General features: G+C 49.4%; 31 protein-coding genes, 7 tRNA genes and 1 rRNA gene. 5 read left to right on the top strand and 34 right to left on the bottom strand.

Features of this window, described 5'->3' with window-relative positions; all coding sequences use genetic code 11:
• Window positions 1-93 precede the first annotated feature (93 nt).
• Window positions 94-1,107 carry a glycosyltransferase family 4 protein gene (locus tag R7V76_RS02780; RefSeq protein WP_318091196.1) on the top strand — a complete coding sequence of 338 codons (1,014 nt, stop codon included), beginning with the start codon at window positions 94-96 and terminating at the stop codon, window positions 1,105-1,107.
• 2 nt (window positions 1,108-1,109) lie between these two features.
• On the opposite strand, the gene R7V76_RS02775 is transcribed toward R7V76_RS02780, so the two are convergent.
• The gene (locus R7V76_RS02775; RefSeq protein WP_318091195.1) at window positions 1,110-1,745 is read right to left on the bottom strand and encodes a peroxiredoxin-like family protein; all 636 of its coding nucleotides are present in this window, start codon (window positions 1,743-1,745) and stop codon (window positions 1,110-1,112) included.
• Window positions 1,746-1,803: 58 nt separating this feature from the next.
• Entirely contained in the window at window positions 1,804-2,856 is a 1,053-nt protein-coding gene (locus R7V76_RS02770) for a YcjF family protein (RefSeq protein WP_012369081.1), read from the bottom strand.
• Between the two features lie 121 nt (window positions 2,857-2,977).
• Here R7V76_RS02770 and R7V76_RS02765 point away from each other — a divergent pair, with 121 nt between their 5' ends.
• Together R7V76_RS02765 and R7V76_RS02760 are read left to right on the top strand one after the other, a co-directional pair.
• The gene (locus tag R7V76_RS02765) at window positions 2,978-3,580 is read left to right on the top strand and encodes a hypothetical protein (RefSeq protein ID WP_214766700.1); all 603 of its coding nucleotides are present in this window, start codon (window positions 2,978-2,980) and stop codon (window positions 3,578-3,580) included.
• Window positions 3,581-3,656: 76 nt separating this feature from the next.
• Window positions 3,657-4,214: a hypothetical protein gene (locus tag R7V76_RS02760; protein ID WP_290829057.1), complete on the top strand. Its 558-nt coding sequence runs from the start codon at window positions 3,657-3,659 to the stop codon at window positions 4,212-4,214.
• Window positions 4,215-4,268: 54 nt separating this feature from the next.
• On the opposite strand, the gene R7V76_RS02755 is transcribed toward R7V76_RS02760, so the two are convergent.
• The 11 genes from R7V76_RS02755 to R7V76_RS02705 all read right to left on the bottom strand — a co-directional run bounded on the left by R7V76_RS02755 (window position 4,269) and on the right by R7V76_RS02705 (window position 12,545).
• Window positions 4,269-4,748 (bottom strand): GNAT family N-acetyltransferase, encoded by a 480-nt coding sequence (locus tag R7V76_RS02755; RefSeq protein WP_290829055.1) that lies wholly within the window; start codon window positions 4,746-4,748, stop codon window positions 4,269-4,271.
• Between the two features lie 63 nt (window positions 4,749-4,811).
• Complete coding sequence (locus R7V76_RS02750; RefSeq protein ID WP_318091194.1) at window positions 4,812-6,173, bottom strand: DUF4179 domain-containing protein; 1,362 nt, start codon at window positions 6,171-6,173, stop codon at window positions 4,812-4,814.
• Entirely contained in the window at window positions 6,148-6,687 is a 540-nt protein-coding gene (locus tag R7V76_RS02745; RefSeq protein ID WP_318091193.1) for a sigma-70 family RNA polymerase sigma factor, read from the bottom strand. The genes R7V76_RS02750 and R7V76_RS02745 overlap by 26 nt, the downstream gene beginning before the upstream one ends.
• Before the next feature lie 182 nt (window positions 6,688-6,869).
• Window positions 6,870-7,841: a Gfo/Idh/MocA family protein gene (locus R7V76_RS02740; RefSeq protein ID WP_290829050.1), complete on the bottom strand. Its 972-nt coding sequence runs from the start codon at window positions 7,839-7,841 to the stop codon at window positions 6,870-6,872.
• Complete coding sequence (locus R7V76_RS02735) at window positions 7,838-8,539, bottom strand: YjjG family noncanonical pyrimidine nucleotidase (RefSeq protein WP_318091192.1); 702 nt, start codon at window positions 8,537-8,539, stop codon at window positions 7,838-7,840. The genes R7V76_RS02740 and R7V76_RS02735 overlap by 4 nt, the downstream gene beginning before the upstream one ends.
• 3 nt (window positions 8,540-8,542) lie before the next feature.
• Window positions 8,543-9,013 (bottom strand): DMT family transporter, encoded by a 471-nt coding sequence (locus R7V76_RS02730; RefSeq protein WP_318091191.1) that lies wholly within the window; start codon window positions 9,011-9,013, stop codon window positions 8,543-8,545.
• Window positions 9,014-9,025: 12 nt separating this feature from the next.
• Window positions 9,026-9,694 (bottom strand): Crp/Fnr family transcriptional regulator, encoded by a 669-nt coding sequence (locus R7V76_RS02725; protein WP_318091190.1) that lies wholly within the window; start codon window positions 9,692-9,694, stop codon window positions 9,026-9,028.
• Window positions 9,695-9,706: 12 nt separating this feature from the next.
• Window positions 9,707-10,132, bottom strand: a complete 426-nt coding sequence (locus R7V76_RS02720; RefSeq protein WP_318091189.1) for a DMT family transporter — start codon at window positions 10,130-10,132, stop codon at window positions 9,707-9,709.
• 139 nt (window positions 10,133-10,271) lie between these two features.
• Window positions 10,272-10,610, bottom strand: coding sequence for a zinc ribbon domain-containing protein YjdM (locus R7V76_RS02715; RefSeq protein WP_318091188.1), 339 nt, complete (start codon window positions 10,608-10,610; stop codon window positions 10,272-10,274).
• 152 nt (window positions 10,611-10,762) lie between these two features.
• Window positions 10,763-11,614 carry a PPK2 family polyphosphate kinase gene (locus R7V76_RS02710; protein ID WP_318091187.1) on the bottom strand — a complete coding sequence of 284 codons (852 nt, stop codon included), beginning with the start codon at window positions 11,612-11,614 and terminating at the stop codon, window positions 10,763-10,765.
• A 73-nt stretch (window positions 11,615-11,687) separates the two neighbouring features.
• Entirely contained in the window at window positions 11,688-12,545 is an 858-nt protein-coding gene (locus R7V76_RS02705; protein WP_318091186.1) for an SDR family oxidoreductase, read from the bottom strand.
• 125 nt (window positions 12,546-12,670) lie between these two features.
• On the opposite strand from R7V76_RS02705, the gene R7V76_RS02700 reads away from it, so the two are divergent.
• Window positions 12,671-13,024 (top strand): winged helix-turn-helix transcriptional regulator, encoded by a 354-nt coding sequence (locus tag R7V76_RS02700; RefSeq protein ID WP_318091185.1) that lies wholly within the window; start codon window positions 12,671-12,673, stop codon window positions 13,022-13,024.
• Window positions 13,025-13,071: 47 nt separating this feature from the next.
• Here the strand turns inward: R7V76_RS02700 and R7V76_RS02695 are convergent, their stop codons facing one another.
• The 4 genes from R7V76_RS02695 to R7V76_RS02680 all read right to left on the bottom strand — a co-directional run bounded on the left by R7V76_RS02695 (window position 13,072) and on the right by R7V76_RS02680 (window position 16,077).
• Entirely contained in the window at window positions 13,072-14,064 is a 993-nt protein-coding gene (locus R7V76_RS02695; protein ID WP_318091184.1) for an NAD(P)/FAD-dependent oxidoreductase, read from the bottom strand.
• Between the two features lie 66 nt (window positions 14,065-14,130).
• Complete coding sequence (locus R7V76_RS02690; protein WP_318091183.1) at window positions 14,131-15,027, bottom strand: phosphotransferase family protein; 897 nt, start codon at window positions 15,025-15,027, stop codon at window positions 14,131-14,133.
• Window positions 15,024-15,506: a GNAT family N-acetyltransferase gene (locus R7V76_RS02685; protein ID WP_318091182.1), complete on the bottom strand. Its 483-nt coding sequence runs from the start codon at window positions 15,504-15,506 to the stop codon at window positions 15,024-15,026. The genes R7V76_RS02690 and R7V76_RS02685 overlap by 4 nt, the downstream gene beginning before the upstream one ends.
• Window positions 15,507-15,519: 13 nt before the next feature.
• Window positions 15,520-16,077, bottom strand: a complete 558-nt coding sequence (locus tag R7V76_RS02680) for an isochorismatase family protein (RefSeq protein WP_318091181.1) — start codon at window positions 16,075-16,077, stop codon at window positions 15,520-15,522.
• Between the two features lie 145 nt (window positions 16,078-16,222).
• On the opposite strand from R7V76_RS02680, the gene R7V76_RS02675 reads away from it, so the two are divergent.
• Window positions 16,223-16,405: a hypothetical protein gene (locus tag R7V76_RS02675; RefSeq protein WP_012369057.1), complete on the top strand. Its 183-nt coding sequence runs from the start codon at window positions 16,223-16,225 to the stop codon at window positions 16,403-16,405.
• A 45-nt stretch (window positions 16,406-16,450) separates the two neighbouring features.
• Here the strand turns inward: R7V76_RS02675 and R7V76_RS02670 are convergent, their stop codons facing one another.
• The 17 genes from R7V76_RS02670 to rrf all read right to left on the bottom strand — a co-directional run bounded on the left by R7V76_RS02670 (window position 16,451) and on the right by rrf (window position 26,815).
• On the bottom strand, window positions 16,451-17,050 hold the full coding sequence (locus R7V76_RS02670; RefSeq protein WP_318091180.1) for a short chain dehydrogenase: 600 nt from the start codon (window positions 17,048-17,050) through the stop codon (window positions 16,451-16,453).
• A 61-nt stretch (window positions 17,051-17,111) separates the two neighbouring features.
• Window positions 17,112-17,702 carry a hypothetical protein gene (locus tag R7V76_RS02665; RefSeq protein ID WP_318091179.1) on the bottom strand — a complete coding sequence of 197 codons (591 nt, stop codon included), beginning with the start codon at window positions 17,700-17,702 and terminating at the stop codon, window positions 17,112-17,114.
• A gap of 90 nt (window positions 17,703-17,792) precedes the next feature.
• The gene (glmS, locus tag R7V76_RS02660; RefSeq protein WP_318091178.1) at window positions 17,793-19,589 is read right to left on the bottom strand and encodes a glutamine--fructose-6-phosphate transaminase (isomerizing); all 1,797 of its coding nucleotides are present in this window, start codon (window positions 19,587-19,589) and stop codon (window positions 17,793-17,795) included.
• Between the two features lie 426 nt (window positions 19,590-20,015).
• Window positions 20,016-21,371: a phosphoglucosamine mutase gene (gene glmM / locus R7V76_RS02655; protein ID WP_214850422.1), complete on the bottom strand. Its 1,356-nt coding sequence runs from the start codon at window positions 21,369-21,371 to the stop codon at window positions 20,016-20,018.
• A gap of 29 nt (window positions 21,372-21,400) precedes the next feature.
• A complete protein-coding gene (locus tag R7V76_RS02650; protein ID WP_318091177.1) occupies window positions 21,401-22,687 on the bottom strand; it encodes a CdaR family protein in 1,287 nt (428 codons plus the stop codon).
• A complete protein-coding gene (gene cdaA, locus R7V76_RS02645) occupies window positions 22,687-23,547 on the bottom strand; it encodes a diadenylate cyclase CdaA (RefSeq protein ID WP_014969179.1) in 861 nt (286 codons plus the stop codon). The genes R7V76_RS02650 and cdaA overlap by 1 nt, the downstream gene beginning before the upstream one ends.
• Before the next feature lie 80 nt (window positions 23,548-23,627).
• Complete coding sequence (locus R7V76_RS02640) at window positions 23,628-24,242, bottom strand: anti-sigma factor (RefSeq protein WP_318091176.1); 615 nt, start codon at window positions 24,240-24,242, stop codon at window positions 23,628-23,630.
• A gap of 21 nt (window positions 24,243-24,263) precedes the next feature.
• Window positions 24,264-24,827 (bottom strand): RNA polymerase sigma factor SigW, encoded by a 564-nt coding sequence (sigW, locus tag R7V76_RS02635; RefSeq protein WP_026829608.1) that lies wholly within the window; start codon window positions 24,825-24,827, stop codon window positions 24,264-24,266.
• A 126-nt stretch (window positions 24,828-24,953) separates the two neighbouring features.
• Entirely contained in the window at window positions 24,954-25,862 is a 909-nt protein-coding gene (gene rocF / locus R7V76_RS02630; protein WP_318091175.1) for an arginase, read from the bottom strand.
• Window positions 25,863-26,083: 221 nt separating this feature from the next.
• Window positions 26,084-26,159: transfer RNA gene (locus R7V76_RS02625), tRNA-Ala, on the bottom strand.
• A 12-nt stretch (window positions 26,160-26,171) separates the two neighbouring features.
• Window positions 26,172-26,243: transfer RNA gene (locus R7V76_RS02620), tRNA-Gly, on the bottom strand.
• Between the two features lie 6 nt (window positions 26,244-26,249).
• A tRNA-Lys gene (locus tag R7V76_RS02615) sits at window positions 26,250-26,322 on the bottom strand.
• 4 nt (window positions 26,323-26,326) lie between these two features.
• A tRNA-Tyr gene (locus tag R7V76_RS02610) sits at window positions 26,327-26,410 on the bottom strand.
• 34 nt (window positions 26,411-26,444) lie between these two features.
• Window positions 26,445-26,517: transfer RNA gene (locus tag R7V76_RS02605), tRNA-Thr, on the bottom strand.
• 14 nt (window positions 26,518-26,531) lie between these two features.
• A tRNA-Glu gene (locus R7V76_RS02600) sits at window positions 26,532-26,606 on the bottom strand.
• Between the two features lie 2 nt (window positions 26,607-26,608).
• Window positions 26,609-26,683 (bottom strand) — tRNA-Asn (locus R7V76_RS02595).
• 16 nt (window positions 26,684-26,699) lie between these two features.
• Window positions 26,700-26,815, bottom strand: a 5S ribosomal RNA gene (gene rrf, locus R7V76_RS02590).
• Between the last annotated feature and the right edge of the window lie 3 nt (window positions 26,816-26,818).

Raw genomic sequence — 26,818 nt, 5'->3', positions numbered from 1 at the left:
ATCAGGAGGAACTTTTTTTGATTCTTTCGAGGAGTTCTTTCTACCTGTCTCGAATAGACATACAAAAGAAATTCAGTAAAGGGGACGAGTCAAATGCGTAAATCTTTACTGTTTCTAACTTCCTCTGATGTTCAGAATCCGGATGCTGATTTTTCAGATTACCTCTTACATGAACTTTTTAAGCGGATGACGGATGAATATGACGTTACCTGTCTGACCCCGGCATTTTTTGGCGGGCGTGACGTCGAGTCAATCGACGGCGTGACATATATTCGACGTGGAACGTCTGGCAGTTTTTTGTGGCATGTCTTCTGTCAGATCCGGTCTCGTCCTGAGGCATTTGTTTTTTTAGCCAATCTTCCGTTTCTTGAATACCTGTTTCAATGGGGTCCCGTTCCACATGCGCGATTTCTGACCCGTTCATCAAAATATCCGATGGCATCCCCTTCTCAGACCAGCTTTGTATTCCACCCCTCCGTTCTGACGGCAGAGAGCGCACAAACAGACCAACCGTTCGTCCGTCTTCCGGAAGGACTGGATTTACTGTCCCCTGAGTCGGCACGGCTCGAAAAAGAAAAACGGCCGACGTTTGTTTACGTCAGCCGTCCTTCTCAACCAAAAGAATTATTTGATGCCTGCCAAGCTTTCATTGCCGTTTACCAGGAGTTCCCGGAGGTTCAACTCTGGATCATCGGACATTGTCCGACCCGGTTCGACTCATCGATTCCTGAAACGATGCGGGCGTATCTCCATTATCTCGGTGATATGGAACCGGCCGCGCGCAACCGGTATATCAGCCGGGCAACCGCCCTGCTCGTTCCGTCCCGCGAAGATAACTGGGGAATGATCGTCTATGAAGCGGCTCGTGTCGGCACACCGGCAATCGTCTATGAGACACCGGGTCTCTGTGACGCCGTTCAGTACGGCATGACCGGTTATCTGGCTAAAATCAATCACCCCGGCGGTTTAGCTGCAGAAATGCGTTCTTGTCTGCTCGACCAGACAACGTATCAGATGTTACGTTATGCTGCTCATCAATTCTCGACAACGAAACATCATCACGATCTGGAACCACACTTTCGCGAATGGTTACGCACACAACTCTGACATCAGAGCAACTTAATCACTGCTGTCGGATCCGTCCGTTTCGTATAATCATCCGGGACGTCGGCAAATGAAATTTTTCCAGACGGCTGAATGATGAACGTCGCCGGTTTCGGCAACTGCCAGTCTTCATTGCCGTTATGTCCGGCAACATCGAGTCCGGATGTTTTGTACACGTCAATTAAATAATCGGGCATATCGAACACCAAATCGAACTGACGGGCGACGACGTTATCGACATCACTCAACACCTGAAATGCCAGGTCGTTTTTTTCCTGCGTCGAGAGCGAGTGATCCGGTGTTTCCGGACTGATCGCCACAAGCGTCGCTCCTTTTGCCTCAATTTTTTCTAATTCCCGTTGGTAGGCCCGGAGCTCCAAATTACAATACGGGCACCAGCCGCCGCGATAAAACGTCACGATGACGGGACCGTTCTGCAACAGTTTTTCAAGAGAAACGGATTGACCGGATGCGTTCGGTAATGTGAAACGCGGTGCCTCGTCTCCGACGGTTAATCCTTTTGCTCCGTCTGATGCGGCAAGCTCCGCTGTCGCTTGTGCCATCAACCGTTGTTTTTCTTCCGGTGCTTTTTGACGGAATTGTTTCTGATAGGCTTGAATTTCTTCTAACAATGTAGACATGATCTATCCCCCCCTTATGTTTGTCTTACAGCATAACAGGGACTCGAAAATCCGTCTGTCATTTTGCTCCATCTGATTTCTTACGGAATTTTTTAATGAAACCCATCAGACTTTCCGGTGTCAGTTCCAATTTATTTTCGTAAGCGTATTTCGTCCCGTATCCGAGGGCGAGTGTTGCCGTTGAAGCGACGCCGGCTCCGATGACCGCTCCGTATCCCGGAACCATCTTCGCCAGTTGCCGGAATGCTGTTTTGCCGGAGTTCCCGACAATCGTCACGACCAGCAATTCCTTCGCACTTTCCTTCGACAGATTCCGCTCGTACAAGTTCGACAGTTTCAGCATCAGTCCGATTTGAATCGATGTCAACGGAATGATGTCAGCTCCCGGAAATGGCACCGCTCCGATTGCCCCGGCGGCCGTCCCTGCTCCGACAATCCAGTTGTTCGCAATTTTCCCCCGCAACGCCGGATCGATCTCGCGAACAAACAGATTATCCTTGTTGAACTTTTTTAAGATGTCGAGCACCTCACGCCGCAAGCGGTCAATATTCGTTCCGTCCAGTGCTGAGACCGGTACGACTTTCGGACCCGGCAGCTGCAACTCGATATGGGACAGAATCGTCGCGAGGTCATTCGTCGCATCGATTTTCGTGACGACGATGACGATGTTTTTATTATGGGCATAAATCTTCTTGAAGTTTTTGGTCTCCGTTTCCGATAAGACGGTCCCGGCGGCGTTTAAGAAATAAAGAATAACATCGGCACTTTGATAAAACTTCCACGTCGTATCCGAGTTCAGGCTGTTTGCATCATTTAATCCCGGTGTATCAACGAAAACGACCTTGTCTTCCGGATGTTGCCGGATTTGATCGATCCGTGTCGTTTCCCCCGGCTTTGCCCCGACGGTCGCTACTTCCCGACCGAGAATCGCATTTAATGTAGAAGATTTACCCGCGTTGACGTCTCCGATCAAGGCGACGGTTACTTCCTGTTCGAGTGATTGATTAAAGTCGCGCCGTTCCGACTCAAACGACTGGTCAAATACTTCTTCAAGTTTTCGTTTCCGTTTCTGTTCGTTGGTCTCAAGACCTTCTCCAAAAAAATCGTCCATGATTATCCCTCCTGAATATACCTGCTCCCGGTCTTTTCCCGTTCTCCATTGAAATCATCCAACAAAAGCGATACGATTAATTATGGATAATGTTACCAAAAATTGAAACGAGGTGCTTTTTATGAAAAAATGGCTCTACATACCACTTGCTGCTCTTGTCTTGACCGGCTGTAACCAAGAACAGGCACAGGAACCGGCTACGAAAAAAGCAGCATCAACCGCCTATACATCGAACCTGAACATTTCTCCCGTAAAGATTACGGAAGGCGAAGAAAAATTTGCGGCGCTCGGTAATCAGCAAATCGGCAGCGTTAAATTAAAGGGCACGTTAAAGACTACACACTGGCTTAAGGGAGTCGAATATCTGCCGAACAAAAAAGAACGCACCCTTTTTACGCTCGAACTCGAACCTAAAAAATACGATACACAAGTCCGCTTCAGTCAATCGTTCTCGGACGATAAAATTCATCTTGGTTTGGACGTGGATGATACAACGGTGCAAGGAGACGATTCCTTCAAGCATCTGGATGACTACATGATCCGGGGAGCCGATTTCCGCTCGCGTGCTTCTGCCGCTACACCTTACAACCTGCTGATGGTTTATCATATGACAACAAAGAACGGAATCCGCGGCTTTAACTTAAACGAAGTGACACGTCCGGCTGACGTACCGCTCAAAAAAGGTGAGCGGATCTTCGGTATCGTCCTATCGAATCAGAAATAAGGATTTCGGCGTCTTGTGTCTCGACAAGACGTTTTTTGTTTGTTACCGTAATCCTTTAAGAAAGGATGTTTTTTCCATGAGAAAATTTTGGATCATCTGCCTGTTGGCTGCTTTCTCTCTCAGCGGTTGCCTCGCACCTCAAAAAGAAACGGTGACCGTGACACCGCTCAAACTAAAAGCCGGTGAACAAGCCTTTGCTACCATCAATGGTCAGGATATTGCGGCATTTCACTTAAAAGGTAAACTCAAGAAACCATATCTTCTGAAAGGCGTCGAATACTTACCCAATCATAAAGAACGGACGCTTTTTTCGATGGAAATTCCCGCTGAAACCTATGACTCGACATTACGAATCGTCCAATCTTCCTCAAGCAAATCGGTCCGCTTCGGTGCCAATTTGGAAGAAAGCAGTTTCCGGGCACATGAAGACTTAAAGATTAAACCGGATGCCGTCAGCACACAAAATCCGTCAAGTGAGTTTACGCTGTCGGACTACAACGTCCTGTTTCTCCGTCAGTTGTCCGAAAGCGGAAGCGTCTCGTCGAATCCGTTTAATGATATTCAGGGGCCCGAAAACGTGACCGTAAAAAAAGGTGAACAGGTTTTTGCATTCGTTCTGACAAAACAAAACTGATGAACGAAAAGGGAAGACGGATTTGACATCCGCCTTCCCTTTTTACAACTGCTGTTAGATCCGACTTCTGCGCTCCAGTAAAATCGTATCCCGCCAGACGCCGGCCAATTGTCCGATCCGTTCCCGCCGGCCGACTTCCCGGAAACCAAACCGTTGATGGAGTTTCAGACTAGCCGTGTTTTCCGGAAAGATTTGCGAATGCAGCGTCCAGATGCCGGCTGCTTCACTCGCTTCGATGAGAGCTTGCATCAATGCAGTACCGACGCCTTTGCCGCGAGCACCTTCATCGATATAAAGACTGACTTCCGCCACCCCCTGATAGGCGGGAATCGATGAAAACGGACTGATAGCAACCCACCCAAGCACCTTTCCGTCTTCTTCCGCCACCAGCCGACTGTGCTTGTGGTGATGGGCATCCCAGTAATCAAACGACGGTACTTCCGTTCGAAACGTCGCATTTTGTGTCTTTATTCCCTGTTCGTAAATCCGACCGACTTCCGGATAATCGGCTGCGGTCATTGCCCGTAAATTCATTCTCTCCCACTCCTTGTTCAATCGTCATCCGTTTGGAGTTCGACATCCGGTCCGGTTTTCCTGTTAGTTAACCGTAAACGGAATCGGGCGTAATTCAAGTGGTGTATTAACGAGGGTATTGCTGTAGCCGGTTTCGAGATAATATTCTTCCCGCGTGTGTTCGGATGGTTCCGGCAAGCGGAACGTCGACCGGAACGTCTGTTTGTCGGCATCAAAGACCGTGACTTTCGGCTTGATTTCCCGACCGTCCGGTGGTTCTGTTCCTTCAAGCAACCGCATAGAGTTACGGATATCAAGCTTCGTATCAAATTGGGACGAGCGGGAATTCGTCGAAAATTCAACGACGACTTGCTCGGATGTCGTCTCAATCGATGTGATTTCCATCTTGAGCGGATGTGTTTCCGACTGCTCGCGGTATGGCAACGGCTCGGTTAGCGGAATCGGTTGTGTCTTTAAATCAATTCGCAAAGAAGGCTGCAACAGATAGTTCCCTTTTGGGATGACATAGTTCCCGAGGATTAACCGCGACTGCTCGATGGCTTCCGTTCCAGTTTTCGTCCGTTTGACGGACTGGGTCGACTTTGTCCAGTTGTGAATGATTTCCTTGCCGGATGAATCAAGCAACGTCAGCTCGACACGGGCACGTTCTTTTTTCGGCGAGCGTGTTATATAGTCGAACGAGGTGCTGCCTTTGCCCTGAATCAACTTATCCAATGTGACTTCCGTTTGATAGGTTGGATTTTTGACCGTTGTGCCATAGACTTGTTCTTTGACAGGAAGCCGCTTAACCGGTACGTTAAACGCCCAGTTTCCATTGACGCCAAATACGTCCGTCAACACGACCGGAATCTGGATTTTATCCTGCAGTTTAATTTCACCGAGTGTATATTCAATTCGTGCTTGCCATATCCCTTTGACCTGCTTGAACTGAACCACTTCTTTCGTCTCCGTCCCGGCAAAACGTTGATCTCCTTTAAACAGTTCATATAGCCCTGACCGAATTTCTGGCTTCACATCCGGGACCCCGGTTGCTGTCAGGTTCATCCCAATCGTTGCTCCGTCGTAATACGCATCGATGACCTGAATCTCAATTCCCTGATCACTTGCGACTTGATTGATTTTGGTCGCGAGCTGTTTTTGACCAATTGCGGTACCAGTGTTTTCCTGTTCAGCAAACGGTCGATAGATTTGTCCGAGTAATGGAACTTTTGCCATCGCCGTCGCAAAGGACGGGATGACGAACGTTGATGTGATCAAGATTGACGCTGCAAGTCCTGTCGAGACAATCAGACGTCGCAGACGTTTCGGCCGTTTGATTTGTTGCTCGCGCTTCCCCTGCTTTATTCCCTGCCGAATCCGCTCCTGTAAGGCGGCCTGCGGCACAGGAATCTGGTTATAGTCATTTTGAAGATCGTGCTTCGACATAATCGAGTCCCCCCAACTGTTTTTTTAATTCTTCTCGTCCACGTCTCAGGTATGTCTTGACCGTATTCAAGGTGATACCAATAAAAGAAGCAATCTCCTTCATCGGGACATCGTGAAAATAAAAGAGTACTAAAACATCCCGGTATTCTTTTCGCAGGTGCGACAACGCGTCAATCAAGTCCAGATGTTCTTCCCGCGAAGATTCTTTCATCGGAATCTGTTCAATCAGATCCGCTACCACGGTCTGTTGATTCAGGACACGGTAACAGTTCCGAATCAGAATTTTCGTCAGCCAGGTCACGAAGTATTTGGGTTCCTTGACTTGTCCGATAGAAATGAACGCTTTATAGACCGTCTCCTGAACGACATCGAGCGCATCCTGTTCGTTTTTGACATAGACGTAGGCCGTCCGGTAGAGCTGTTCACTATGTAGGAGAATCAATTGTTCAAATGCTGCCTCGTCCTGCTTAATGGCGCGCCGGACAAGCTCCGTATGCTCCGTTCGTAAGTCCAATTCCGTCCCCTCCTTTTACTCATTAGAGCACTCGGTCGTTTAAAAAGTTTCAAAAAATATCCATTCCACTAAAAAAGACCTTAGCGAGGCTAAGATCTTTTGATTTAAAACGTATACCGGACCGCCATCTCTTTGCCGAAACGGTCACCAGAATGAATGCATTCTATCCTAGTTCTTATTCTTTATCGGACGGTATCGAGGATATCTTGAATCAACTGCATCGTCTTGACGTTATCCTGAAAATCGGAGCGGGATGCGTCTCCGCCTTCAACAGCAGCCTTGAAATGTTGCATCTCACCGACAAATCCGCGCATGTATAAGTCTTTCATCCCGCCGGACATCGTCGACATCGGCGAGCGGTAATACATTTGCCGTGCGTTGAGTTCCTGCCAGGACGTCGGCTCCTGTTTTTCCTCGATGATTAAACGTTCCATCTCCTCGACTCGGCATACGGCCTGTTCAAAGCGCAGGGTCAGCTCCTCGACTTCTCCTGTATAAAGCGGAGCATTGATCAAGGTGACCTGTCCGACAGCTCCATTCTTCATCCGGAGTGACAACTGAAGGTGCAGCTCCTCGTCCGTTTCAAGCGACATACCCGTAATTTCCTCGACCTCTCCCGCCAGGAAACGAATCAAATCGAGTTGATGAATCGCTGCCAGTGACAAGAAGTCGGTCCGATCGTGACAGAACCCGGACGCATCACAGGCAAAACGTAATTCGAATGAACGAAGATTGCCGTATGTGTTTTGGACAAGCACTTGCTTCAGTTTCGTATAAACCGGTGCATAGCGTTTCATGAAGCCGACGCTTGTCACCTGATTCGTCACGAGTCCCGCCAGCTCTTCTGCCTGTCCGACCGACAGACCAAGCGGCTTTTCGACATACACAGCACAACCCGCTGCGAGACACGAGCGGACGACCTCAATCTGATCCGCCGGTTGGAGACAAATGATGACCGCCTCCACCTGTTCCTGTGTGAGCATCTCCGTATAATCGGTATAGGCGCGGCCTGTACTGCCAAGATCACGTAATGCCCGTTCCGCACTTTCGAGACTTCGTGTCGTCACTGCAACGATTTCAAAATCTGCTTCCTTCATCGCCGGAAACAGATTCGTCCGGGCATGGAAACCGGCACCAATCAACGCTGCTCTCATCGGACTTCCTCCTTTGTTTCAAGTAGTGTCACAAGCTCATCAAGCTGCTCGATCGTATAAGTCGGCGTCAGTTCCGCCGACGCCGCAGCACGCGCAGGATTGAACCAGCACGTCGCGATACCTGCCGTGATGCCTCCCTGGATATCAGCGGTCAAGGAGTCACCAATGATTAATGTCCGGTCGCGTGTCACGTTTGGAATCCGGTCAAATACGTAGTCAAAAAAGGCTGCCATCGGTTTTTGATAGCCGGTTTCTTCCGAGACAAAAATTCCGTCAAAATAAGGAGCCAGACCGGATCCCGTCAGCCGTGCCCGTTGCGTCGCTGCGACACCGTTCGTTACGACGTACAGCTGATACTTTCCTTTCAGCGCATCGAGAAGTTCGATTGCTCCTTCGATCAATTCCGTTCCCTGACTTAAATAGGTGCGGTAGCGTGTATCCATCCGGCTGCCGTCGACCGTCCGGCCCTGTTCGGCAAAAAACGTCACGAATCGTGACGTAATCACTTCATCCCGTGTCACTTCCCCCCGTTCGAGCGCTTTCCATAAAGATTGGTTAATGGTCCGGTACCGGGCTTCCCGCTCGTCCGTCCACTCAAGCTGTTCGTCTTCAAACAACTGTCGTAATGCAGCACGTTCCGTCGCATCAAAATCAAGCAAGGTATGATCGATATCAAATAATAGTGTCGTGTAATTCATAAATCAGGCTCCTTTTCGTAACATCCGTCGTTCGGTTAATTTGCCGCCCAGTTGGAACAATAAAACACCGCCGCCAATCAGAACTACCCCAACGGCTTTCGTCCATGTGAACGCCACTTGATCGAGTCCGAACCAGCCGAGCGTATCCCACAGCAACGCAAACAGAATTTGCGAAACCATGACGATCGAGATCGCGTAACTCGGCCCGAGCTGTTGCACCCCTTGGGTCACACACAGAACGACACCGACGCCGATAATCCCGCTGAACCAAAACCACGGTTGCATCCCACTCATGGAGAAGAGATCGCCACCTTCAACAATCAATCCGATCGTCAAGGACGCGAGGAATCCGAGTCCGAGGACAAGCGTCGTCGTCGCCCATGCTCCGACCCGCTCCTTGACTTTGGCATTAAACGTATTTTGAATACAGACCATCATCCCGCCGAATAAGGCGAGGACAATTCCAAGTGTCATCTTTTCTCCTCCTCACTCATAAATACTTTCGCCGACTCGTTCCGTCAAACCCTCCCGGTCGATAATCGTAATCGTCCGATTCGTCCGTTCGATCAGATTATCCTGACTGAACTGACGCAGAACACGATTCAGGTGACGGTAACTTGTTCCGATCAGGTCCGCCGCATCAACCAGATCACTGACCGGTAAGGTCGGTGTTTCCGGTGTCATCGACAAGAGATAACTGGCGAGCCGGACCTCAACCGGATACAACAGATTAAAGCTCATCGAGTGTGATTTCAGCTCAAACTTCATCGTAATCGTCTCGAGTAAAAACCGGAGAAATGCCGGATTGTCAGCACCCTTTTGCTCAAGTGCTGTATAGGAGATGCTGACGGCTTTGACCGGTGTGACCGCTTCGACCGTATTCATCAACGGGGTCCGGCGGACGTATTCGATATCGCCGACCAGATCAAACGGATGTTTAAACGATAAGACAAGCCGTTTCCCCGTCGCTGACATATGGGTAATTTTCAGTTTTCCCTCAAGTAGCAAGTACATCCGGTCCGCCGCATCCCCTTGACGGCACAGCCAGTCTCCGGCTTGAAAGGCGACCGGTTGTAAATGATCCCGTAATCCACCGGCAAAGACGTCCGTCAACTGAAACCGGTCCAAATACTCATCCAGTTGTGCTTGTTCCACGTTCTTTCCCCCTTACCACTTTAAGATCAGCACGCCGCCGATCATCATTAAAATCCCGATTACTTGCGGCAACTGCAGACGCCGTTTAATCATCCCGAACCAACCGTTCCAATCAATCACCAGTGCCAGTCCAAGCTGGGCAATCAGGAATAAAGAAATCGTCAGCGTCACACCCATCAGGTGGACGGCTGTCATGTTACTGAACAGGACGGCAGCCGCCAAAGCCCCGCCGGATAGATACAATACCTTCACGTCCTTCATCTGCCGGAACGTCCGGTCGCGCAAGATCAATGTGATTAACAAGGCAACGATAAAACCCGTCATCTGTGTCAGGGTCGCCGCTTGCCATGTTCCAATCCCGTTACTGATCCGGGCATTCGCGACGCTTTGGAGGGTCAGAAAAAAACCACCGCTGATCGCAAACAAAATTCCACGCATACTGGTTCCTCCTCTCCTTGATTTTCATATCTTTATTTAAACGGAATTTAAAAATCGGTTAAAGGACATTTGTCCTGAATAGATATTCAAAACTCTTCTTATCAAAAACCGCCTCATCATCAGACGGGCGGCACCTTGTTTAAATCTTTTTAACAAACTCCGACTTCAACTTCATCGCACCGAGTCCATCAATCTTACAATCGATATCATGATCCCCGTCGACGAGACGGATCCCTTTGACACGTGTCCCTTGTTTGACGACAAGCGACGTCCCTTTGACTTTTAAGTCTTTGATGACCGTAATTGTATCACCATCGTTTAAGACGTTCCCATTTGCATCCCGGATGACAGTGGCTTCTTCTGCCACTGCTGCATCGGCTGCCGTCCATTCATGGGCACATTCCGGACACACGAATACATTGCCGTCTTCATACGTATACGCTGAGCCGCAGTTTGGGCAGTTTGGATATTCATTCATGCTGATTCCTCCAGTACTTGATCGATTCTTCCACTTGATTATAACAGCGATTTTCCATAAGGAATCTGTTTTTCGACATGACAAAGAGGACAGATACTAAGATCCGTCCCCTGTCCTCATTCGAAAACTGGCTGCAATGTCAGTTCTCACAGTTATTCATTTTCGAGCTTTTTAATCGCTTCATCGAGTTTTTCCTGATCTTCATCCGTCAGTTTCGGATACTGCGGATCGATTTCACGTAAGACATCATTCATGACTTCCGTCACGATATAACGGGTGAACCATTCGTCATCGGCCGGCAGGACATGCCACGGTGCATGTTCCGTTGATGTGTGCGAAACGAGTTCAGCAAAGATATCCTGGTATTCGTCCCAATGCTCCCGCTCTTCGACATCACTGAATGAAAACTCAAAGTTTTTCTTCGGATCTTTAATCCGTTCAAGTAAGCGTTTTTTCTGTTCGTCTTTCGAGACGTTAAACAGGAACTTCACGACACGGAAGCCGTTTTCGACCAGATACCGTTCAAAGTCATTAATTTGACGGTACCGCATCTTCCAGACATCCTGATCGTCCGGTACTTCTTCATCTTCCAGCAAATCATGGATGCGTGGTGCAATGACTTCCTCGTAATATGAACGGTTCAGGATACCGACTTCGCCTTTTTCCGGCAACCCTTCGTGGATCCGCCACAGATAGTCATGCTTTTGCTCCGTATCGGACGGTTTTTTGACGGACAACGTACGCAATCCTTGCGCATTGAGGTTCGAGAAAATATAACTGATGGCTTCATCTTTTCCGCCGGCATCAATCGCCTGTAAAATGACGAGAACGCCGTTTTTCTCTTCCGCATGCAAACGCCAGTGGAGCTCTTTTAATTCTTCGACACTTTTCGGAATGTGCTGATCCAGTAACTCGTCTTCAGCAATCCGGTTTTCATCTGATGTCGGATAGTCTGATAAACGAATCGATTCACCCGGTGTGACACGGTATTTTTTTATGTCCATGGTAATCCCCCTCGTTTTAAGTACATAAGGGATATTTACCCAAAGCGCCTCAGAAAGAAACGTTCAGATGAACTTATTCTTGAACGAGTTTCCGTAAGCCATCCTTTAGGGAAACCGGTGACCGACCGAGAATTCGTTCGAAGTCCTGACTCTCAACCGCCAGTGTGTCGGCTGCAATCCCTTCCTGAATCGACTGTAACATCGGCAGTAAAAATTCCGGAACTCCCGCCTGCTGCATGATTGCCGTGTAGGTCGTGCTGTCGACTTGCTTCACCTGTACCGGGCGTCCGAGAACCTGTCCGAGTGCTTCTGCGAGATCTTGTTGTGTGTGCAGAGGTCCTGACAGTTCGTAAATCGATTGTTCCGGCTTCGGATCGACCAGCACCGTCGCAATCGCTTCCGCATAGTCTTCCTGCAATGCCCAGCCGACTTTGCCGTTCCCGGCACTCGTCAACCAATCCTGACCGGCACGGACGGCATCGATCGTCGACTGTTCATTCTCCAGATACCAGTTGTTACGGAAAAACAGGAACGGAATCCCCGTCTCGCGAATCAACTGTTCCGTCACCTGATGGGTGCGTGCCAAGAAGTTCTGACTGGCTTCCGCGTTGGCGATACTCGTGTAAGCAATCAACCCGACTCCCGCTGCTTGAGCTGCCTCGACAGCTGCCGTATGTTGACGGATCCGTGTCGCCTCTTCGCCGTCGGTCGAAATGATCAGGAGTCGGTCGACACCTGCAAAAGTTTGTTGTAACGTCTCCGGCGCATCAAAATCTCCCTGACGGACTTCAATCCCGCGCGCAGCAAATGGAGCTGCTTTTTTCGGATCACGGACGCTGATTATTACATTCTCCGCTTCGATTTTCGTTAAGAGGTGCTCGACAATTTTAGTTCCTAATTTTCCGGTTGCACCGGTCACAAGTAATTTCATGGACGTAAGCTCCTTTTTTAATGAGTTTCTACCTGTATCCAATTGTATTACAGGTGGTACACTGTGAGGAGTAGGCACTTTTTCGATACCAGGTCATACAAACCGAACTATAGGAGGAATTCCCGATGAATCCAGCTTCGACAACTGACTCCCCTCTTTCACAACGGACGGCGTGTCCCGTTACCCGAGCCCAGACCATTATGGCCGGCAAGTGGAAAATCATCCTGCTTTGGCATCTCAGTACTGGAACAAAACGGTTTCACGAACTGGAACACCTGTTGCCGGGGATTTCAAAAGGGATTTTGACGCGCCAATTGCGGGAACTTGAGGCCGACTGCATGATCGACCGAAAAGTCTATCGGGAAGTCCCGCAGAAAGTCGAATACTCGTTAACTGACACCGGACGCAGTTTTCTGCCGATCCTCGATCAAATGGCGGCTTGGAGCAGTCAGCACTTTCCGGCTGATTCCGGGTACTGATGATCAAAAGAGCGACTTCCACTGATGGAAATCGCTCTTTTTCTGACTCATTGTTCGGTCAAAACCGCTTTGAAGTGCGCATCCATTGCAGACGCGACACGCAACCCGGAAATGACGGCACTTTCGACCCGTGTCCGCCCGGACGTATCTTGTGGATCAAGGAACGCATCACCCGCCAGCCACAGCGGATGCTGCTCAAGTTTCAGATAAGGCGTACGGAAGACGTCACGTGCCTGCGCATATCGCCAACGCTTCAGTTGCTTCGAAACTACTTGGACCGGTCCGAGTTGCTCCTGCAACAGCCGTTCGATTTCCACCAGTGTCTCGTCTTCCCCTTTGTCGTACCAGGCCTCGCTCCAGTCACCTGTCATGTAGACACTCAGGAGCGGTGTCGCCGACACTTCTTTTTGCGCATTGTTGACGATTTTCAGCATTCCGGATGCAAGACCGTCGTCGAGCAGACCGACTTCCCCGAGATCAGGCGATTTCTCCAGTTCAAATAATCCGACGAACGTCGGCTCAAACGTCACTTTCCCGAGACGGGCGTGATCGGACTCCACCAGCATTAACGGTGAGGCTGTGAGCAGGTCATAGGCTTGCGGAACCGGAGCCGTCAGCAGAATCGCATCATACGTCCGTGTCTCTGCCGCTGCCGTGGTCTGAAGAGCCGGTCCTTCTGCCAAAATCCGTTCGACCTGTTCATTTAAATGAACCGGAATCCCTCGGGCAATCGACTGGACAAGCTGATTCATCCCGTTGACCGCGACATACCGCGGAAAATCGTCCCCGAACCATTTTCGGATCAGGCCTTGCTCGAGCCATTCGTCGACTTCCTGCGCCAACTCATCCGTCCGGACCGTAAAGAAAACGGCCCCATGATCCGCTGTCCCCTCGTCAATCCGTCTCGTTGCCATCCGTCCCCCGACACTTTGGCTTTTTTCGATGATTTCGACCGCATAACCTTCCGTCACCAGTTGACGCGCCGCAAACACGCCCGCGAGTCCACCGCCAATAATCCCAATCCGCTTTTGTTGTTCCATCTATGCTTCCCCCTCTACTTGCATCATTTCCACAAGTATAGCGGTTTGCACGTCAAACGACGTCTTTTAACGTTCTTCGAATATGCTCGTCCGTTCCAGTTCCATAAGTATACGGGCAAGATTTTTATCGAAAAAGAGCTGATGGCGGTCCAGTCCGCGCTGCACACACCAGCCGATTCCCGTCAGCGCTTCAAACAGGCGGTAGTACGGCAAATAGACCTCAATCGGTTCCGGTGTCCTTACTTGCCCGTAACCTTTTTGATAGGCGTCAAGTAACCCGGATTCGCTCTGGAATACATCGCGATCGAGTTTCGTGAAGTCGATCTCCGTCGCCCCGAAACGTGAGGTCTCAAAGTCGATCAGTCCGGTCAGTCTTTCGCCGTCCGCGAGCAGATTGCCAAGCCGGAAGTCGAGGTGGACCGCGACAGGGCGAGACGGTTCCGGCAGCTCACGTTCACGCCGGTTTAATTCCGTAAAGGCTGCCTGATACAGATCCGGCGACAGCGCCTGCCGAATCGCCGGTTCGAACGACGTCATTTTTGCATTCCGGAAGACACGCCAGTCCTGTGAGGGAAAAGCGGTAAATCCATCCTTCCCAAAATCGCCGTATGCATCGCTTGTACATGTGTGGAGTGCCGCATGCAACTGCCCGATTTGTACAGCCAGTGCCGGTGTCACTGTCTCGATCGTTTTTCCGGCGAGTGCTTCGAGTACAAACGCACCTGTCGTCTGTTTGGTTGGTCGCGCCTCCATGAGAATCTTTGGCACGGCGACACGATCGGATAAATACGTTAACCATCCCTGTTCTCGGTACCACTTGTCAGCGGTATAAGGCCGTTTCAAAAAGACGGTCCGACCGTCGCTCAGTACCAGCCGGTCGACGTCTGAACTGTATGAATCGGTGACAGGAAAAATTTCTGCGACATCAAGATCAAACGATTGAATCCACTCTTCACGGGTCATGAGGATTCCCCCAGTCGCTTCTCGAGGATTTCACCGGGTAAGCCGTCAATCGGTCCGACATACGTCGAACGGAATCCAAGCTTCGTCAAAATCTTTTTCGACGCCGTATGACTTGGATCAATCGTCGCCGTGACGACCGTCAATTCATGTTCCGTCGCCAGTTCCAGCAGGCGGGAAGCGAGTGAGGACGCATATCCGTGACCCCACTGTTCCGGCAATAGCATATAGCCGATTTCCGCTTCAAACGGTTGCCGTGTATCGCGTGTGATATGACCGATTCCAATCCATGTCCCGTCTTGATAGACGAGATAAGATCCAAGACGGTCATGCCGTTGCTGTTCCATGATTGATGTAAATCGCCGCTTCGCCTCTGCTTTCGTTAAAGGTTGTTCTGTGATGTAGCGCATGACCCGCTCATCCGTGACAAGCGTTTCATAGGCCGGATAATCTGCTTCATCCATCTTTCGCAGTTCAATCATAACGCCACTCCTTTTATCTATATTGATGATGCATCGGTTCAAATAACTTCTCCGTCGAAGGACGGACCATCGCAAAGTGTTCGACATTGTAGTGTCCGTGTAAGACCTGATTATGATGGGCAATCATCTGTTCCGCCGATAAGACGTCGGAACCATTCGTCGTATGTCCGTCGGAGACGAGTGTCACATCAAATCCGTTAACGGTCGCACTGCGGACTGCCGTATCGATACAGTGTTCCGTCTTACAGCCAAGAATGACAATATGTTCAACCCGGTGCTGTTTCAAATGATCGAGCAATGGAGTGCCGTGGAATGAATTGGTTGCGGCTTTGTCGAAGATGACCGCCTGATCCGGAATCTGAATCGAGGAATGCACCGCAAGCCCTTCTCCTTGTCCGTTTGCGACATCAAGATCCCGGATGAAGATAATCGCATGATCCTGATTGTCTGCTTCCTGTACGACCTGATTGATCACTTGAATGACGTCTTCCTTTGCATAGACGCCGGCCTCTTCCACTGTCCCTTCGACGAGATCCTGTTGAAAATCGATAACAAGCACTGCTTGTCGCATTTGCCTGTCCCTCCTTTTGATTTCTTTACTTCCCTCTTTTCCCTTTCCGGTTGGGAAATCCTGTTTTTCATCAGCAATTTCAAGCCTCAATGAAACTTTTTATCTGTTGGATGCGTTGAATAAGACGACGGAAAGGATGTTGTGTATGGAATTAGTCCCGCTCTTTTTTGTAACGTTCATCATCGTCTTGGCCGTAAATCTGTTTCTCGACAAGATGATCATGAACCGTGAGATGACACGACCTGTTTTTTTGAAAAATCTGCTGATCTGCTTCTTGATTTCGCTGGTTCTGTTAAACGTCTTTTACTTACAATCTTTGATGAGCTGAACAATAAGACCGTCCACTTGATTCAAGTGAACGGTCTTATTTCATTCAATACACTTCATAATTTTGCCCGGTCTGTGCCCCTTCGACACTTTTCTCGAACGCTGTCGCGACGCGCGATGCCGGAACGGCTTCGAACCCACGGAAAAATGGTCCGTACTTGTCGAGCGACTCAATCAGAACATTCGGACTGACACTGTTGATCCGGATCCCCCGCGGCATTTCAATCGCTGACGCATGGACGAACGCTTTGACGCCACCATTTGCAAGTGCAGCCGAAGCGCCTTGCCGAATCGGATCGTCCATCATAATACCGGTCGTCAACGTAAAGCTGCCCCCGTCCCGAACCGTGTCCAAACCAAGCAGGACAAGATTGACCTGTCCCTTCAACTTATTATCGATTCCGATTTGATTCAACGCCGGTGTCAAATCCGTCAACGGTCCGAAATGCGCCCCGCCGGTCGCACTGATGACGGCATCAACCGGACCGACCGTTTCATACATCGAACGAATACTGTCTTCCGACGTGATGTCGACTTGAACATCCACACCCGCCCGCCCGGCCCGGATGATTTCATGCCGCTCCCCGAATTGTGCGACGATTGCTTGCCCGATTGTGCCACTCGCTCCGACTACTAAAATTCTCATTCCTTCGTCCTCCTTCTACTATTCCCTACGTGTTCAGCCTACCGTAAATTGGAAGTCTTCTTCAAGAACGAGCACGATACGTGCGGTAGAATTGAGTAATCCGAAAGCCAACATAGGTCGAATCCCATAACACCGGATAAATCACTCGCTGATGTAAGTCCCAATAGCTGATGATCCGTCGTTCGACTCGTTGGAGATAACGATCGTTTGCTTCGGCAAAAGTTCTCAGCTGTTCTTCGGACCACATATGCAACATCGGTTCGATTCGTTCAAGAATCTCGCGGACGTATTCTCCGGTCAGTTCAATTAAATAGAGTAGGACCCAGCCTGGGTTTGCCTGCTCCTGTCTTAGTCGTTGAACATATTTTTCGCGGATGAATCCATCATGATGCCGTGTATACATACAGTAAAGCAACCAGCGCTGGGTTTCAGACAAGGTTTGGATTTTTGCTTCTGTTACTTCATCTAAGTATAAGCGGGACGGGAGAATTAATTGTTCCCCGAAAAATGTGACGTCAATCTCCCCCCAGGTTACCGGCTTGAAATACCTTCGCGGCAGAAGGCGTATTACGGCTTCCACGTCTTTCGTACAGGCTTTTGGAAAGGCCTGAATCCAGATTGATTTCTTATTATGTAGACAGAGGTTTAACATGATTCACCTTCCCCTTAGTTAAACTTAATGTTTTATGTAAAGAAATACCCTTTCAGATTTTCGAATCTGAAAGGGTATTGAATGATTTACTTATTCAACCGTTACCGATTTCGCCAAGTTACGTGGCTTGTCGACGTCGCAATCACGGCCGAGTGCCGCGTAGTACGAGATCAACTGAAGCGGTAAGACAGATAAGAGTGGTGACAGGAGCGGCTCGACTGCCGGGATGACGAACGCATCCGTCGGCAACTCAAGACCTTCTGCTGCGATGACACACGCGTTAGCGCCACGTGCGACGACTTCCTTGACGTTGCCTCGGTTGTTGAGGTGAACGTGTGGTTGTGTCACGAGAGCGATGACCGGTGTGTTGTCTTCGATCAAAGCGATTGGACCGTGCTTCAATTCGCCGCCGGCGTAACCTTCTGCTTGGATGTATGAAATTTCTTTGAGCTTAAGCGCCCCTTCCATACCCACATACGCATCTTGGCCACGGCCGATGAAGAAAGCATTGCGTGATTCAGACAAGTATTCTGCAGCGATTTCCTGGAACCGTTCTTTTTGTGACATGACGGATTCCATTGCGCTTGAGATTTTTCCGAGTTCTTTCATGAGATCGAAGTTAACGTCGACACCTTTTGCTTGAGCGAGGTCAAACGCAAGGACAGCAAGAACAGCGATTTGCGCTGTGTATGCTTTTGTTGAGGCAACCGCGATTTCAGGACCGGCATGCAACAACAGTGTTGCGTTTGCTTCACGTGACAGAGTAGATCCTGCAACGTTCGTGATTGTGAGTGCCGGGTGACCGAGTTTTTTCGCTTCGACGAGAACCGCACGGCTGTCCGCTGTTTCACCTGATTGTGAAAGGAAAAGGAAGAGTGGTTTCTCAGTCAAAAGCGGCATGTTGTAGCCGAATTCAGAAGAGATATGGACTTCTGTCGGGATACCCGCGATTTGTTCGATCAATTGTTTTCCGATCAATCCTGCATGGTAGCTTGTTCCGCAACCGATGATGTAGACACGGTCACGTCCGAGGACTAAATCACGGACCGATTGATCGAGTGTGATTTCGCCTGACTCATTTTGGTATTTCTGAACGATATTACGGATAACAGCTGGCTGCTCATCCATTTCTTTGAGCATGTAGTGCGCGTACGTGCCTTTTTCGATGTCTGATGCATCGATTTCTGCTGTATACGCTTCACGCTCTTTGACGTTTCCGTCTAAGTCCTGGATTGTGACACTGTCACGTGTCAAGATGATCATTTCGCCGTCATGCAACTCAACGAACTGATCCGTTACTTGAAGCATTGCCATTGCGTCAGATGCGACAACGTTAAACGTACCGTCACCGAGACCAACGAGAAGCGGTGATTTGTTTTTAGCGACATATAAGACGTCCGGGTTTTCAGCATCAATCAACGCAAGTGCGTATGAACCGTGAAGCACACGAAGTGTTTGACGGAATGCTTCGACGACGTCATTTGTTGCAGCAAAGTTCTTTTCAATCATCTGAACGATGACTTCTGTATCTGTGTCGCTGAGTAAATCAACATTGAGTTCTGCTTTTAACTGCTCATCGTTTTCGATGACACCGTTATGCACGAGTGTGAAACGTGATGAAGCACTTTGGTGCGGGTGGGCATTCGGTACACTTGGGACACCGTGTGTCGCCCAACGTGTGTGACCGATTCCGACAAGACCGTCTGCTTCTGCAGGAACGACTTCGCGTAGCGCAGCAATCCGGCCGACTTCTTTATGGACTTGAACGCCGTCATTGACGAACGCAAGACCAGCCGAATCATAACCGCGGTACTCGAGTTTTTCGAGTCCTTTTAATAAAATTTCCTTTGTGTTAACCTGTCCGATCATACCTACGATACCGCACATAATAAATTCTCTCCCATTTACAAGTATTTCCCTGAAGAGGAAACGGCTCTTGCCGAGAGTTGTCATGACGCATCTGTTTGTCCGTCTAATCACTTAAACGATTTCAGATGAGTTTACGGTACTGACATGGTACCGGGAGGCATCCGCCGAATGATTCGATAAACCCCCACCTCGTCAGCTGCCTATTACATAGTCAGCCCTGGCGCTTTCATTTCTGTCCGACCCCGTTTCTGTCCGACTTTACAATCATACGAACTTTATTTAGAAAAAGCAAGAAAGGTAACGTATTTGTAACTATTCCCGATATTTTTCTAAATGATACCTCTAATACCTAGATTCTGTAAAAAACGTTCGTTTTTTTACTTTCTACCTGAAAGTCGTCCCAACAAAAAAAGGAGCAGATTTTCATCCGCTCCTTCCGTTCACTCAGTTTTCTTGTAACGCGTAGTTTTCACGGACGACGTTTGCGATCCGCTCGACATACATGTCGCACGCTTCTTGCGTCGGCGCTTCCGCCATGACACGGACAAGTGGTTCTGTCCCAGATGCCCGAACAAGAATCCGACCGTTGCCGGCCATTTCCGCTTCAACTTCTGCAATGATGGCCTGAACCGCCGGACCGTTCATTGCACCGTTTTTATCCGAGACACGGATATTGACGAGACGTTGCGGGAAGACAGGCATTTCTGCTGCGAGTTCCGACAACTTCTTGCCTGTCGCCTTCATGATTTGTAAGAGCTGGACGCCTGACAGCATCCCGTCCCCTGTTGTTGAGTAATCCATGAAGATGATGTGACCCGACTGTTCGCCGCCGAGTGTATAGTTGTTTTTACGCATTTCTTCAACGACATACCGGTCACCGACTGCTGTCTGTAAAGCCGTCATACCGTGTTCTTCAACCGTCTTGTGGAAACCTAGGTTACTCATGACGGTCGCGACGATCGTGTTGTCTTTTAAGCGGCCGATCTCGTTGAGGTATTTTCCGCAGATGAACATGATTTTATCACCGTCGACGATTTTACCGTTCTCATCGATTGCGATCAAGCGGTCACCGTCGCCGTCAAATGACAGACCGACGTCTGCGCCTTTTTCAAGGACGAAGTCAGCTAAATGTTCAGGGTGCGTCGAGCCGACACCTTCGTTGATGTTCAAACCGTTTGGTGTCGTTCCGATTGTCGAGACTTCCGCTTCGAGATCACCGAACAGGCGTGGTGCGAGGCTTGATGTTGCACCGTGTGCGCCGTCGATGGCGACATGGATACCAGAGAAGTCTTCATCTGATGTCTGACGTAGCATGTGAAGGTACTTTTGTGCGCCTTCATAGTAATCGTGGACGAATCCAAGCTCTTTACCGGACGGACGCGGCAATGTATCTTCCGCTTCGTCAAGCAAGCCTTCGATTTCAAGTTCTGTTGCATCATCGAGCTTGAAGCCGTCTGATCCGAAGAACTTGATTCCGTTGTCTTCGACCGGATTGTGTGACGCGGAAATCATGACGCCCGCTGTCGCATCCATCGTTTTCGTCAAGTACGCGACACCCGGTGTCGAGATGACACCAAGACGCATGACTTCTGCACCGATTGACAAGAGTCCGGCAATCAGAGCGTTCTCGAGCATTTGTCCAGAGACACGTGTATCGCGGCCGATCAAGACTTTCGGACGTGTGCTTTCGTGTTTCGTTAAGACATACCCTCCTGTCCGACCGAGACGATAAGCCAGTTCAGGTGTCAATTCTACGTTTGCGACGCCGCGGACGCCGTCAGTTCCAAAATACTTACCCATGTTCTATTTCCTCATTTCACAAAGTTGATTTAATTGGCTTGGACCGATGTCCGGGGAACCGCTTTAAGCGTGATATCCATATTATCCGGACGAAGTACGTCAAACGCTTTTGACGTCTGATACGAAATCGGCAAGCCGTGTGTACCTTCTTTTAAGCCGGTCACGTCAATGACGGCTTTAATATCTGTCGCATCAATCGATGCAAGATCCGCTTCACTTCCACGGACGACGAGATCAATTGTCTGTTCGTAATCGATCGTATACTTCGACTCATCAAATCCGTTCAACGTCACCGTGACACCGGAAATTGTTTTCTCCGCCCGGTCCTCGACGGTTTCCGTCGTCGCTTTCGCGTTTTCCTTCTCGACGACGATGCTGACCGTAACCGAAGTCGGTTCCATTGCAGTGACGTTGTCCGGTTCAATCAGTTTGACCGTCCGATCGACGGTTTTCGTCAATCCTTTTAAGGAGACCGCTTCCGTCGACACGGAACCGATCCGTGACAGTTCTTCTTTTGTTCCGTATAAGCGGGCTTCCGTCGTGACCGGAACAATCTTGACGACTTTATACCCTTTTTTGACCGCATCTTTTGTTTCGACGTTAATCGGAACCGTTTTGCTTTCCTTATAGACCGGAACCGTCACTTCCAACTGTTCCGGATCATATGTGGCACTGATTGCATTTCCGTTCGCATCCGTTGCTTTGACGTTGAAGGACTCCGTAAACGTCTCCGCACGGCCTGTAACATCAATTGGAACTTGAATCGCCGTGATGGCCTGCAGTTTTTCCGCCCCGCCGGTCACAGAGACCGTTTGACGGGTCGGTTGGGCTTCACCGACGACATATCCTTCTGCGATTTTATTTTTGTTCAGCAACGCTACTTGAACCGGAACTTCTTTAGTGACCTTTTTATCGAGGAACACTTCAATCGTTTCCTGTTTTGGCGTCACTTCGACGTCCTTGCCAAATCCATTCGCTGTCAAGCGGACACGATGATAGCCGGGATCAAGACCGGTCAAGTCAATCGACAATCCAAAATCTTTGACGAGCCGAAGCATCGTCAAGCTGCTCGATGGACCTTTGACCGTCGTTTCAATCGTTTTTGGAATATTATAGGCGACCCACTGCGTTTCATCATAATTGACTGTCACCGGTACGTCAAACTTCGTCGAGCCTTGTCCGGCGATGGGCAACAGACTTGCCGCATCACTTTTCCCGGTCGTATTCGACCCGGCGACCATCAGGTAGAGCATGACGGCGAGTAAAACAGCCACGATGCGGAGGAACCAGCGTTCATTGAACCATTTTTCGAACATTATTTTTTCGCCCCCATCCAATTCAAGAAGGAAGTATTCGTCGGTTCGACTTTGACGATTGTTTCAAGCAGCTTCGTCCGGAGCGATTCTTCATCGAGTTCCCGGTAAAGCCGTCCGTTGATGGCAAGTGAGACGCCACCCGTTTCTTCCGATACGACCAACGTGACACTGTCCGTCACTTCACTGACACCGATGGCTGCCCGGTGACGTGTCCCGAGATCTTTTGAGATATGTGCACTCTCGGATAACGGTAAGTAACATGCGGCGGCGGCCAGCTTTCCTTGTTGAACGATGACGGCGCCGTCATGAAGCGGTGTATTCGGAATAAAGAGATTGATCAATAACTGACTCGTAATTTGTGATCCGAGCGGAATGCCCGTTTCGACATATTCACTGAGTCCCGTTTCCCGCTCAATCGTAACGAGTGCTCCAATTCGGCGTTTGGACATATATTGAGCAGATGTTACGAGCGCATCGACGATCCGGACTTGTTCATCTTCGTCACTGATGGCACTCCGCGAAAAGAATTTACTCGTTCGACCGAGGTGTTCGAGCCCCCGGCGTAACTCTGGCTGGAAGATGATGATAATCCCGAGCAGACCATACGTAATGATTTGATTCAACAGAAATTGTAATGTCTTCAGTCCGAAGAATCCGCTTAAGAACCAGCTGATCAAAATAACAGAAATCCCTTTAATCAATTGGACTGCTTTTGTTCCTTTGACAATGATCATCAAACGGTAAATGACGAATGTCACGACCGCGATATCAATCACATCATTAATATAATCGTACCAATGTACGTTTTCTCCCAGTTTCAACAATTGAAATTGAAGTGGTTGCCAGTTGAAGTAATTCACCAACCGTGCCCCCTATCTCATCTGATTTAAACAGCTTTCATTATAGCACAAAGGGACGAGTTAGACTCGTCCCACTTGACTCATTCAAAGATTCGTTTAATTCCGTACCAGACCCGCTCAAAGAGTTGATCAATTTGTTTGATTTCGCCTGTGACGTTTCCGGCACTCGCGGTATACGCTTTGCCGTCAACAGTCATCACGTCTCCATTGACCTTGCCTTCAATCCGGACATTGCCGCCTTCGACATAAAGATCCTGGTTGACGGTAACGCCTTCCGGTACAACAACTTCACCGTTCTCTGCGACGATTCCCGGTACATTCGTATACGATAAGTCATGTTCTTCCTGTGTCAGGTAGCCGCCGAGACTACCGACCGACAGTAACATGAAAATCGAAGCTGCCGCAAGCAACGGGTACTGTTTCATTTTCCCGCCAAAACGGGATGTTTTCTTAAGCGGAGTCACATTCGGTTGGTCCACCTGTTCGGGCAGTTGTGCCAGCACGCGGGATGTAAAATCCGCCGAAAGCTTGGGTGCTGAAAGCGCGCGTAACTCTGCATCGAGGAGCCGATACTCTTCGAACTCGTCCATCGCATTCGCTTCCCGTAACTCCGCTTCAAGTCGTTTGAAGTCTTCTGGAGGTTGGTTTTGGTCTAAATAATCCTGTATCCGTTCATACACTTTTTCTCGTGTCATGGTGAGTGCCTCCTTCTCATCTCATCGTTTGCCGAAATGCTTTTTCAGCGCTTCGCGTCCCCGATGAATTCTGGTTTTAACTGTAGCGACGGGTAAATCGATCATCTCACTGATTTCTTTGAGTGAAAGATCTTCAATGTATTTCAAGACAAGTGGAACCCGGTATTTTTCCGGCAAGCCGGCGATCGCCTCTCCCACATCTTGTCGTTGCTCCGAATCAATGACTTGATCCTCCGGCAGCTGGTCCTTGCTTTCAAGCTGGGAATACAACGTCAGTCCTTCAGTCCCTGACATCTCAGCGTCAAGGGAATAATCCGGACGCTTTTTGCGGAGTCGGTCAATCGAAACATTCGTCACGATCCGATACAACCAAGTCCGGAACTTCCACTGGGCATTATACGATTCAATTTTTGTGAATACGCGGATAAAGGCTTCTTGTGTGGCATCTTCTGCTTCCATTCGATCCCGTAAAACACGGAAGGCGACTAAAAAGGCTCCTTCTTTATATAGATCAACAAGTGCCGCGAATGCATCACGGTCTCCCTGCTTCACCCGCTCAATCAAGCGTAGTGTTGTTTCTTCCACTTTAAATACCCCCCGCTCTATGCGGTCAATCTCTTATACGGAGTCGACCTACATAATGTTTCATCTCAATTTGAATTGTAACAAAAAAAACTTGAACCCTGACGAAAAGAGTTCAAGTTCTATCCATTATTTTACTAAACGATGGGTCTCCATATACTGGAGCAAGTTTCCAATCAACTCATTTGCAAGAATCGCCGTTCCGTTTCCTTCTTCGAGTAATGGATTCACTTCTACGAATTCTGCCGCGATGAACTCGTCCTGCTCGGCACAGTGACGTAAGACCGTCTGCGCATCATCGAGCATGATGCCGTCCGCAACACGTGTCCCGGTTCCTTCGACCAGGCTTGGATCGAGACCGTCCATATCAAAACTGAGATAAAACGCATCCGTTGTTTCTTTTAAATAGGCAATTGCCTCTTCCATGATGGCATCCATCCCGCGTGTCCGAATCGCTTCCATATCGTAGACGCGGATACCAAGACGGTCAATCAGTTCCTGTTCTCCTGCATCGACATCGCGTAAACCGATGAAGACGAGGTGTTCCGGTTGCAGTTTAACGGCATCTCCGCCGATTTCCGTTAAGCGCCGGTGTCCTTCGCCTAGGGCAACAGCCAGCGGCATCCCGTGAATGTTCCCCGACGGAGAAGTCTCCGGTGTATTTAAATCGCCGTGCGCATCAAACCAGATGACTCCGAGACGTGGTACGACTTGCCGCAGACCGGCGATCGTTCCGATCGCCATGCTGTGATCGCCTCCGACGAGTAACGGAAAACGTTGCTCTGTCAGCGCCTCACGTACAAGTAAGTGTAAATCGTTTGTCGTATGGACAACGCCTTCCAGACGTTTCAGTTGCGGATCTTCTTCCCGGACAGCATCTTCAGACAAAACAGCCGCTTCCCCATAGCGAACTGCTTCCTGTCCATGTACTGCGAGTGTTTCAAGTAATCCTGCCTGTTCAACAGCAGCCGGTCCTTGCTCTGTCCCCGGTTTTCCTTGACCATAACGATACGGTACGCTGATATATGCAATGTTCATCGACGTGTTCCCCTTTACTCAGTAAGTTACCTTAATTGTAAGCGGTAACAAGACAGTGGTTCAACTCGACACGGTGACGCATGATTATACAGAATCTAACGACAAAAAAGCACCGTGAGAAACTCTCACAGTGCTTTCGCGTACGTACATGAATTGCAGGCATTTCAAGTATAAAAAAACTTAAGACGAACGAAACTCGCTTAAGATCTTTAAGCAAAATTTGGTGGAGCCTAGCGGGATCGAACCGCTGACCTCCTGCGTGCAAGGCAGGCGCTCTCCCAGCTGAGCTAAGGCCCCAAAAACATAAAAAGCGGAAGACGGGATTCGAACCCGCGACCCCGACCTTGGCAAGGTCGTATTCTACCACTGAACTACTTCCGCAAAATATGAGCCATGCAGGATTCGAACCTGCGACCCTCTGATTAAAAGTCAGATGCTCTACCAACTGAGCTAATGGCTCGACATGGTGGGGGGGGGCGGATTCGAACCGCCGAACCCGAGGGAGCGGATTTACAGTCCGCCGCGTTTAGCCACTTCGCTACCCCCCCAGTTTGTCTAGGAACTATACAATTTAAAAAACAGTGCCGGCAACAGGAGTCGAACCCGCGACCTACTGATTACAAGTCAGTTGCTCTACCAGCTGAGCTACACCGGCAAAAAAAATAAAAATGGTGACCCGTACGGGAATCGAACCCGTGATACCGCCGTGAAAGGGCGGTGTCTTAACCGCTTGACCAACGGGCCATTGGCTCCGCAAGTAGGATTTGAACCTACGACCTACCGGTTAACAGCCGGTTGCTCTACCACTGAGCTATTGCGGAATAAATAAAAAGAATTGCCTGGCAACGTCCTATCCTCACAGGGGGAAGCCCCCAACTACTTTCGGCGTTCAAGTGCTTAACTTCCGTGTTCGGCATGGGAACGGGTGTGACCACTTGGCTATCGTCACCAGACGA

Source organism: Exiguobacterium artemiae (assembly GCF_033342815.1).
Lineage (GTDB): Bacteria > Bacillota > Bacilli > Exiguobacteriales > Exiguobacteriaceae > Exiguobacterium_A > Exiguobacterium_A artemiae_A.
Note: the sequence above shows the minus strand (reverse complement) of the source record. Positions and strands in the feature narration are given on the sequence as shown.

Excerpts from the sequence above, each read along its gene's own strand:
- R7V76_RS02780 (WP_318091196.1), top strand. The coding sequence starts at position 94 with ATGCGTAAATCTTTACTGTTTCTAACTTCCTCTGATGTTCAGAATCCG.
- R7V76_RS02775 (WP_318091195.1), bottom strand. The coding sequence starts at position 1,745 with ATGTCTACATTGTTAGAAGAAATTCAAGCCTATCAGAAACAATTCCGT.
- R7V76_RS02770 (WP_012369081.1), bottom strand. The coding sequence starts at position 2,856 with ATGGACGATTTTTTTGGAGAAGGTCTTGAGACCAACGAACAGAAACGG.
- R7V76_RS02765 (WP_214766700.1), top strand. The coding sequence starts at position 2,978 with ATGAAAAAATGGCTCTACATACCACTTGCTGCTCTTGTCTTGACCGGC.
- R7V76_RS02760 (WP_290829057.1), top strand. The coding sequence starts at position 3,657 with ATGAGAAAATTTTGGATCATCTGCCTGTTGGCTGCTTTCTCTCTCAGC.
- R7V76_RS02755 (WP_290829055.1), bottom strand. The coding sequence starts at position 4,748 with ATGAATTTACGGGCAATGACCGCAGCCGATTATCCGGAAGTCGGTCGG.
- R7V76_RS02750 (WP_318091194.1), bottom strand. The coding sequence starts at position 6,173 with ATGTCGAAGCACGATCTTCAAAATGACTATAACCAGATTCCTGTGCCG.
- R7V76_RS02740 (WP_290829050.1), bottom strand. The coding sequence starts at position 7,841 with ATGAGAGCAGCGTTGATTGGTGCCGGTTTCCATGCCCGGACGAATCTG.
- R7V76_RS02735 (WP_318091192.1), bottom strand. The coding sequence starts at position 8,539 with ATGAATTACACGACACTATTATTTGATATCGATCATACCTTGCTTGAT.
- R7V76_RS02730 (WP_318091191.1), bottom strand. The coding sequence starts at position 9,013 with ATGACACTTGGAATTGTCCTCGCCTTATTCGGCGGGATGATGGTCTGT.
- R7V76_RS02720 (WP_318091189.1), bottom strand. The coding sequence starts at position 10,132 with ATGCGTGGAATTTTGTTTGCGATCAGCGGTGGTTTTTTTCTGACCCTC.
- R7V76_RS02715 (WP_318091188.1), bottom strand. The coding sequence starts at position 10,610 with ATGAATGAATATCCAAACTGCCCAAACTGCGGCTCAGCGTATACGTAT.
- R7V76_RS02710 (WP_318091187.1), bottom strand. The coding sequence starts at position 11,614 with ATGGACATAAAAAAATACCGTGTCACACCGGGTGAATCGATTCGTTTA.
- R7V76_RS02705 (WP_318091186.1), bottom strand. The coding sequence starts at position 12,545 with ATGAAATTACTTGTGACCGGTGCAACCGGAAAATTAGGAACTAAAATT.
- R7V76_RS02700 (WP_318091185.1), top strand. The coding sequence starts at position 12,671 with ATGAATCCAGCTTCGACAACTGACTCCCCTCTTTCACAACGGACGGCG.
- R7V76_RS02695 (WP_318091184.1), bottom strand. The coding sequence starts at position 14,064 with ATGGAACAACAAAAGCGGATTGGGATTATTGGCGGTGGACTCGCGGGC.
- R7V76_RS02690 (WP_318091183.1), bottom strand. The coding sequence starts at position 15,027 with ATGACCCGTGAAGAGTGGATTCAATCGTTTGATCTTGATGTCGCAGAA.
- R7V76_RS02685 (WP_318091182.1), bottom strand. The coding sequence starts at position 15,506 with ATGATTGAACTGCGAAAGATGGATGAAGCAGATTATCCGGCCTATGAA.
- R7V76_RS02680 (WP_318091181.1), bottom strand. The coding sequence starts at position 16,077 with ATGCGACAAGCAGTGCTTGTTATCGATTTTCAACAGGATCTCGTCGAA.
- R7V76_RS02675 (WP_012369057.1), top strand. The coding sequence starts at position 16,223 with ATGGAATTAGTCCCGCTCTTTTTTGTAACGTTCATCATCGTCTTGGCC.
- R7V76_RS02670 (WP_318091180.1), bottom strand. The coding sequence starts at position 17,050 with ATGAGAATTTTAGTAGTCGGAGCGAGTGGCACAATCGGGCAAGCAATC.
- R7V76_RS02665 (WP_318091179.1), bottom strand. The coding sequence starts at position 17,702 with ATGTTAAACCTCTGTCTACATAATAAGAAATCAATCTGGATTCAGGCC.
- glmS (WP_318091178.1), bottom strand. The coding sequence starts at position 19,589 with ATGTGCGGTATCGTAGGTATGATCGGACAGGTTAACACAAAGGAAATT.
- glmM (WP_214850422.1), bottom strand. The coding sequence starts at position 21,371 with ATGGGTAAGTATTTTGGAACTGACGGCGTCCGCGGCGTCGCAAACGTA.
- R7V76_RS02650 (WP_318091177.1), bottom strand. The coding sequence starts at position 22,687 with ATGTTCGAAAAATGGTTCAATGAACGCTGGTTCCTCCGCATCGTGGCT.
- R7V76_RS02640 (WP_318091176.1), bottom strand. The coding sequence starts at position 24,242 with ATGACACGAGAAAAAGTGTATGAACGGATACAGGATTATTTAGACCAA.
- rocF (WP_318091175.1), bottom strand. The coding sequence starts at position 25,862 with ATGAACATTGCATATATCAGCGTACCGTATCGTTATGGTCAAGGAAAA.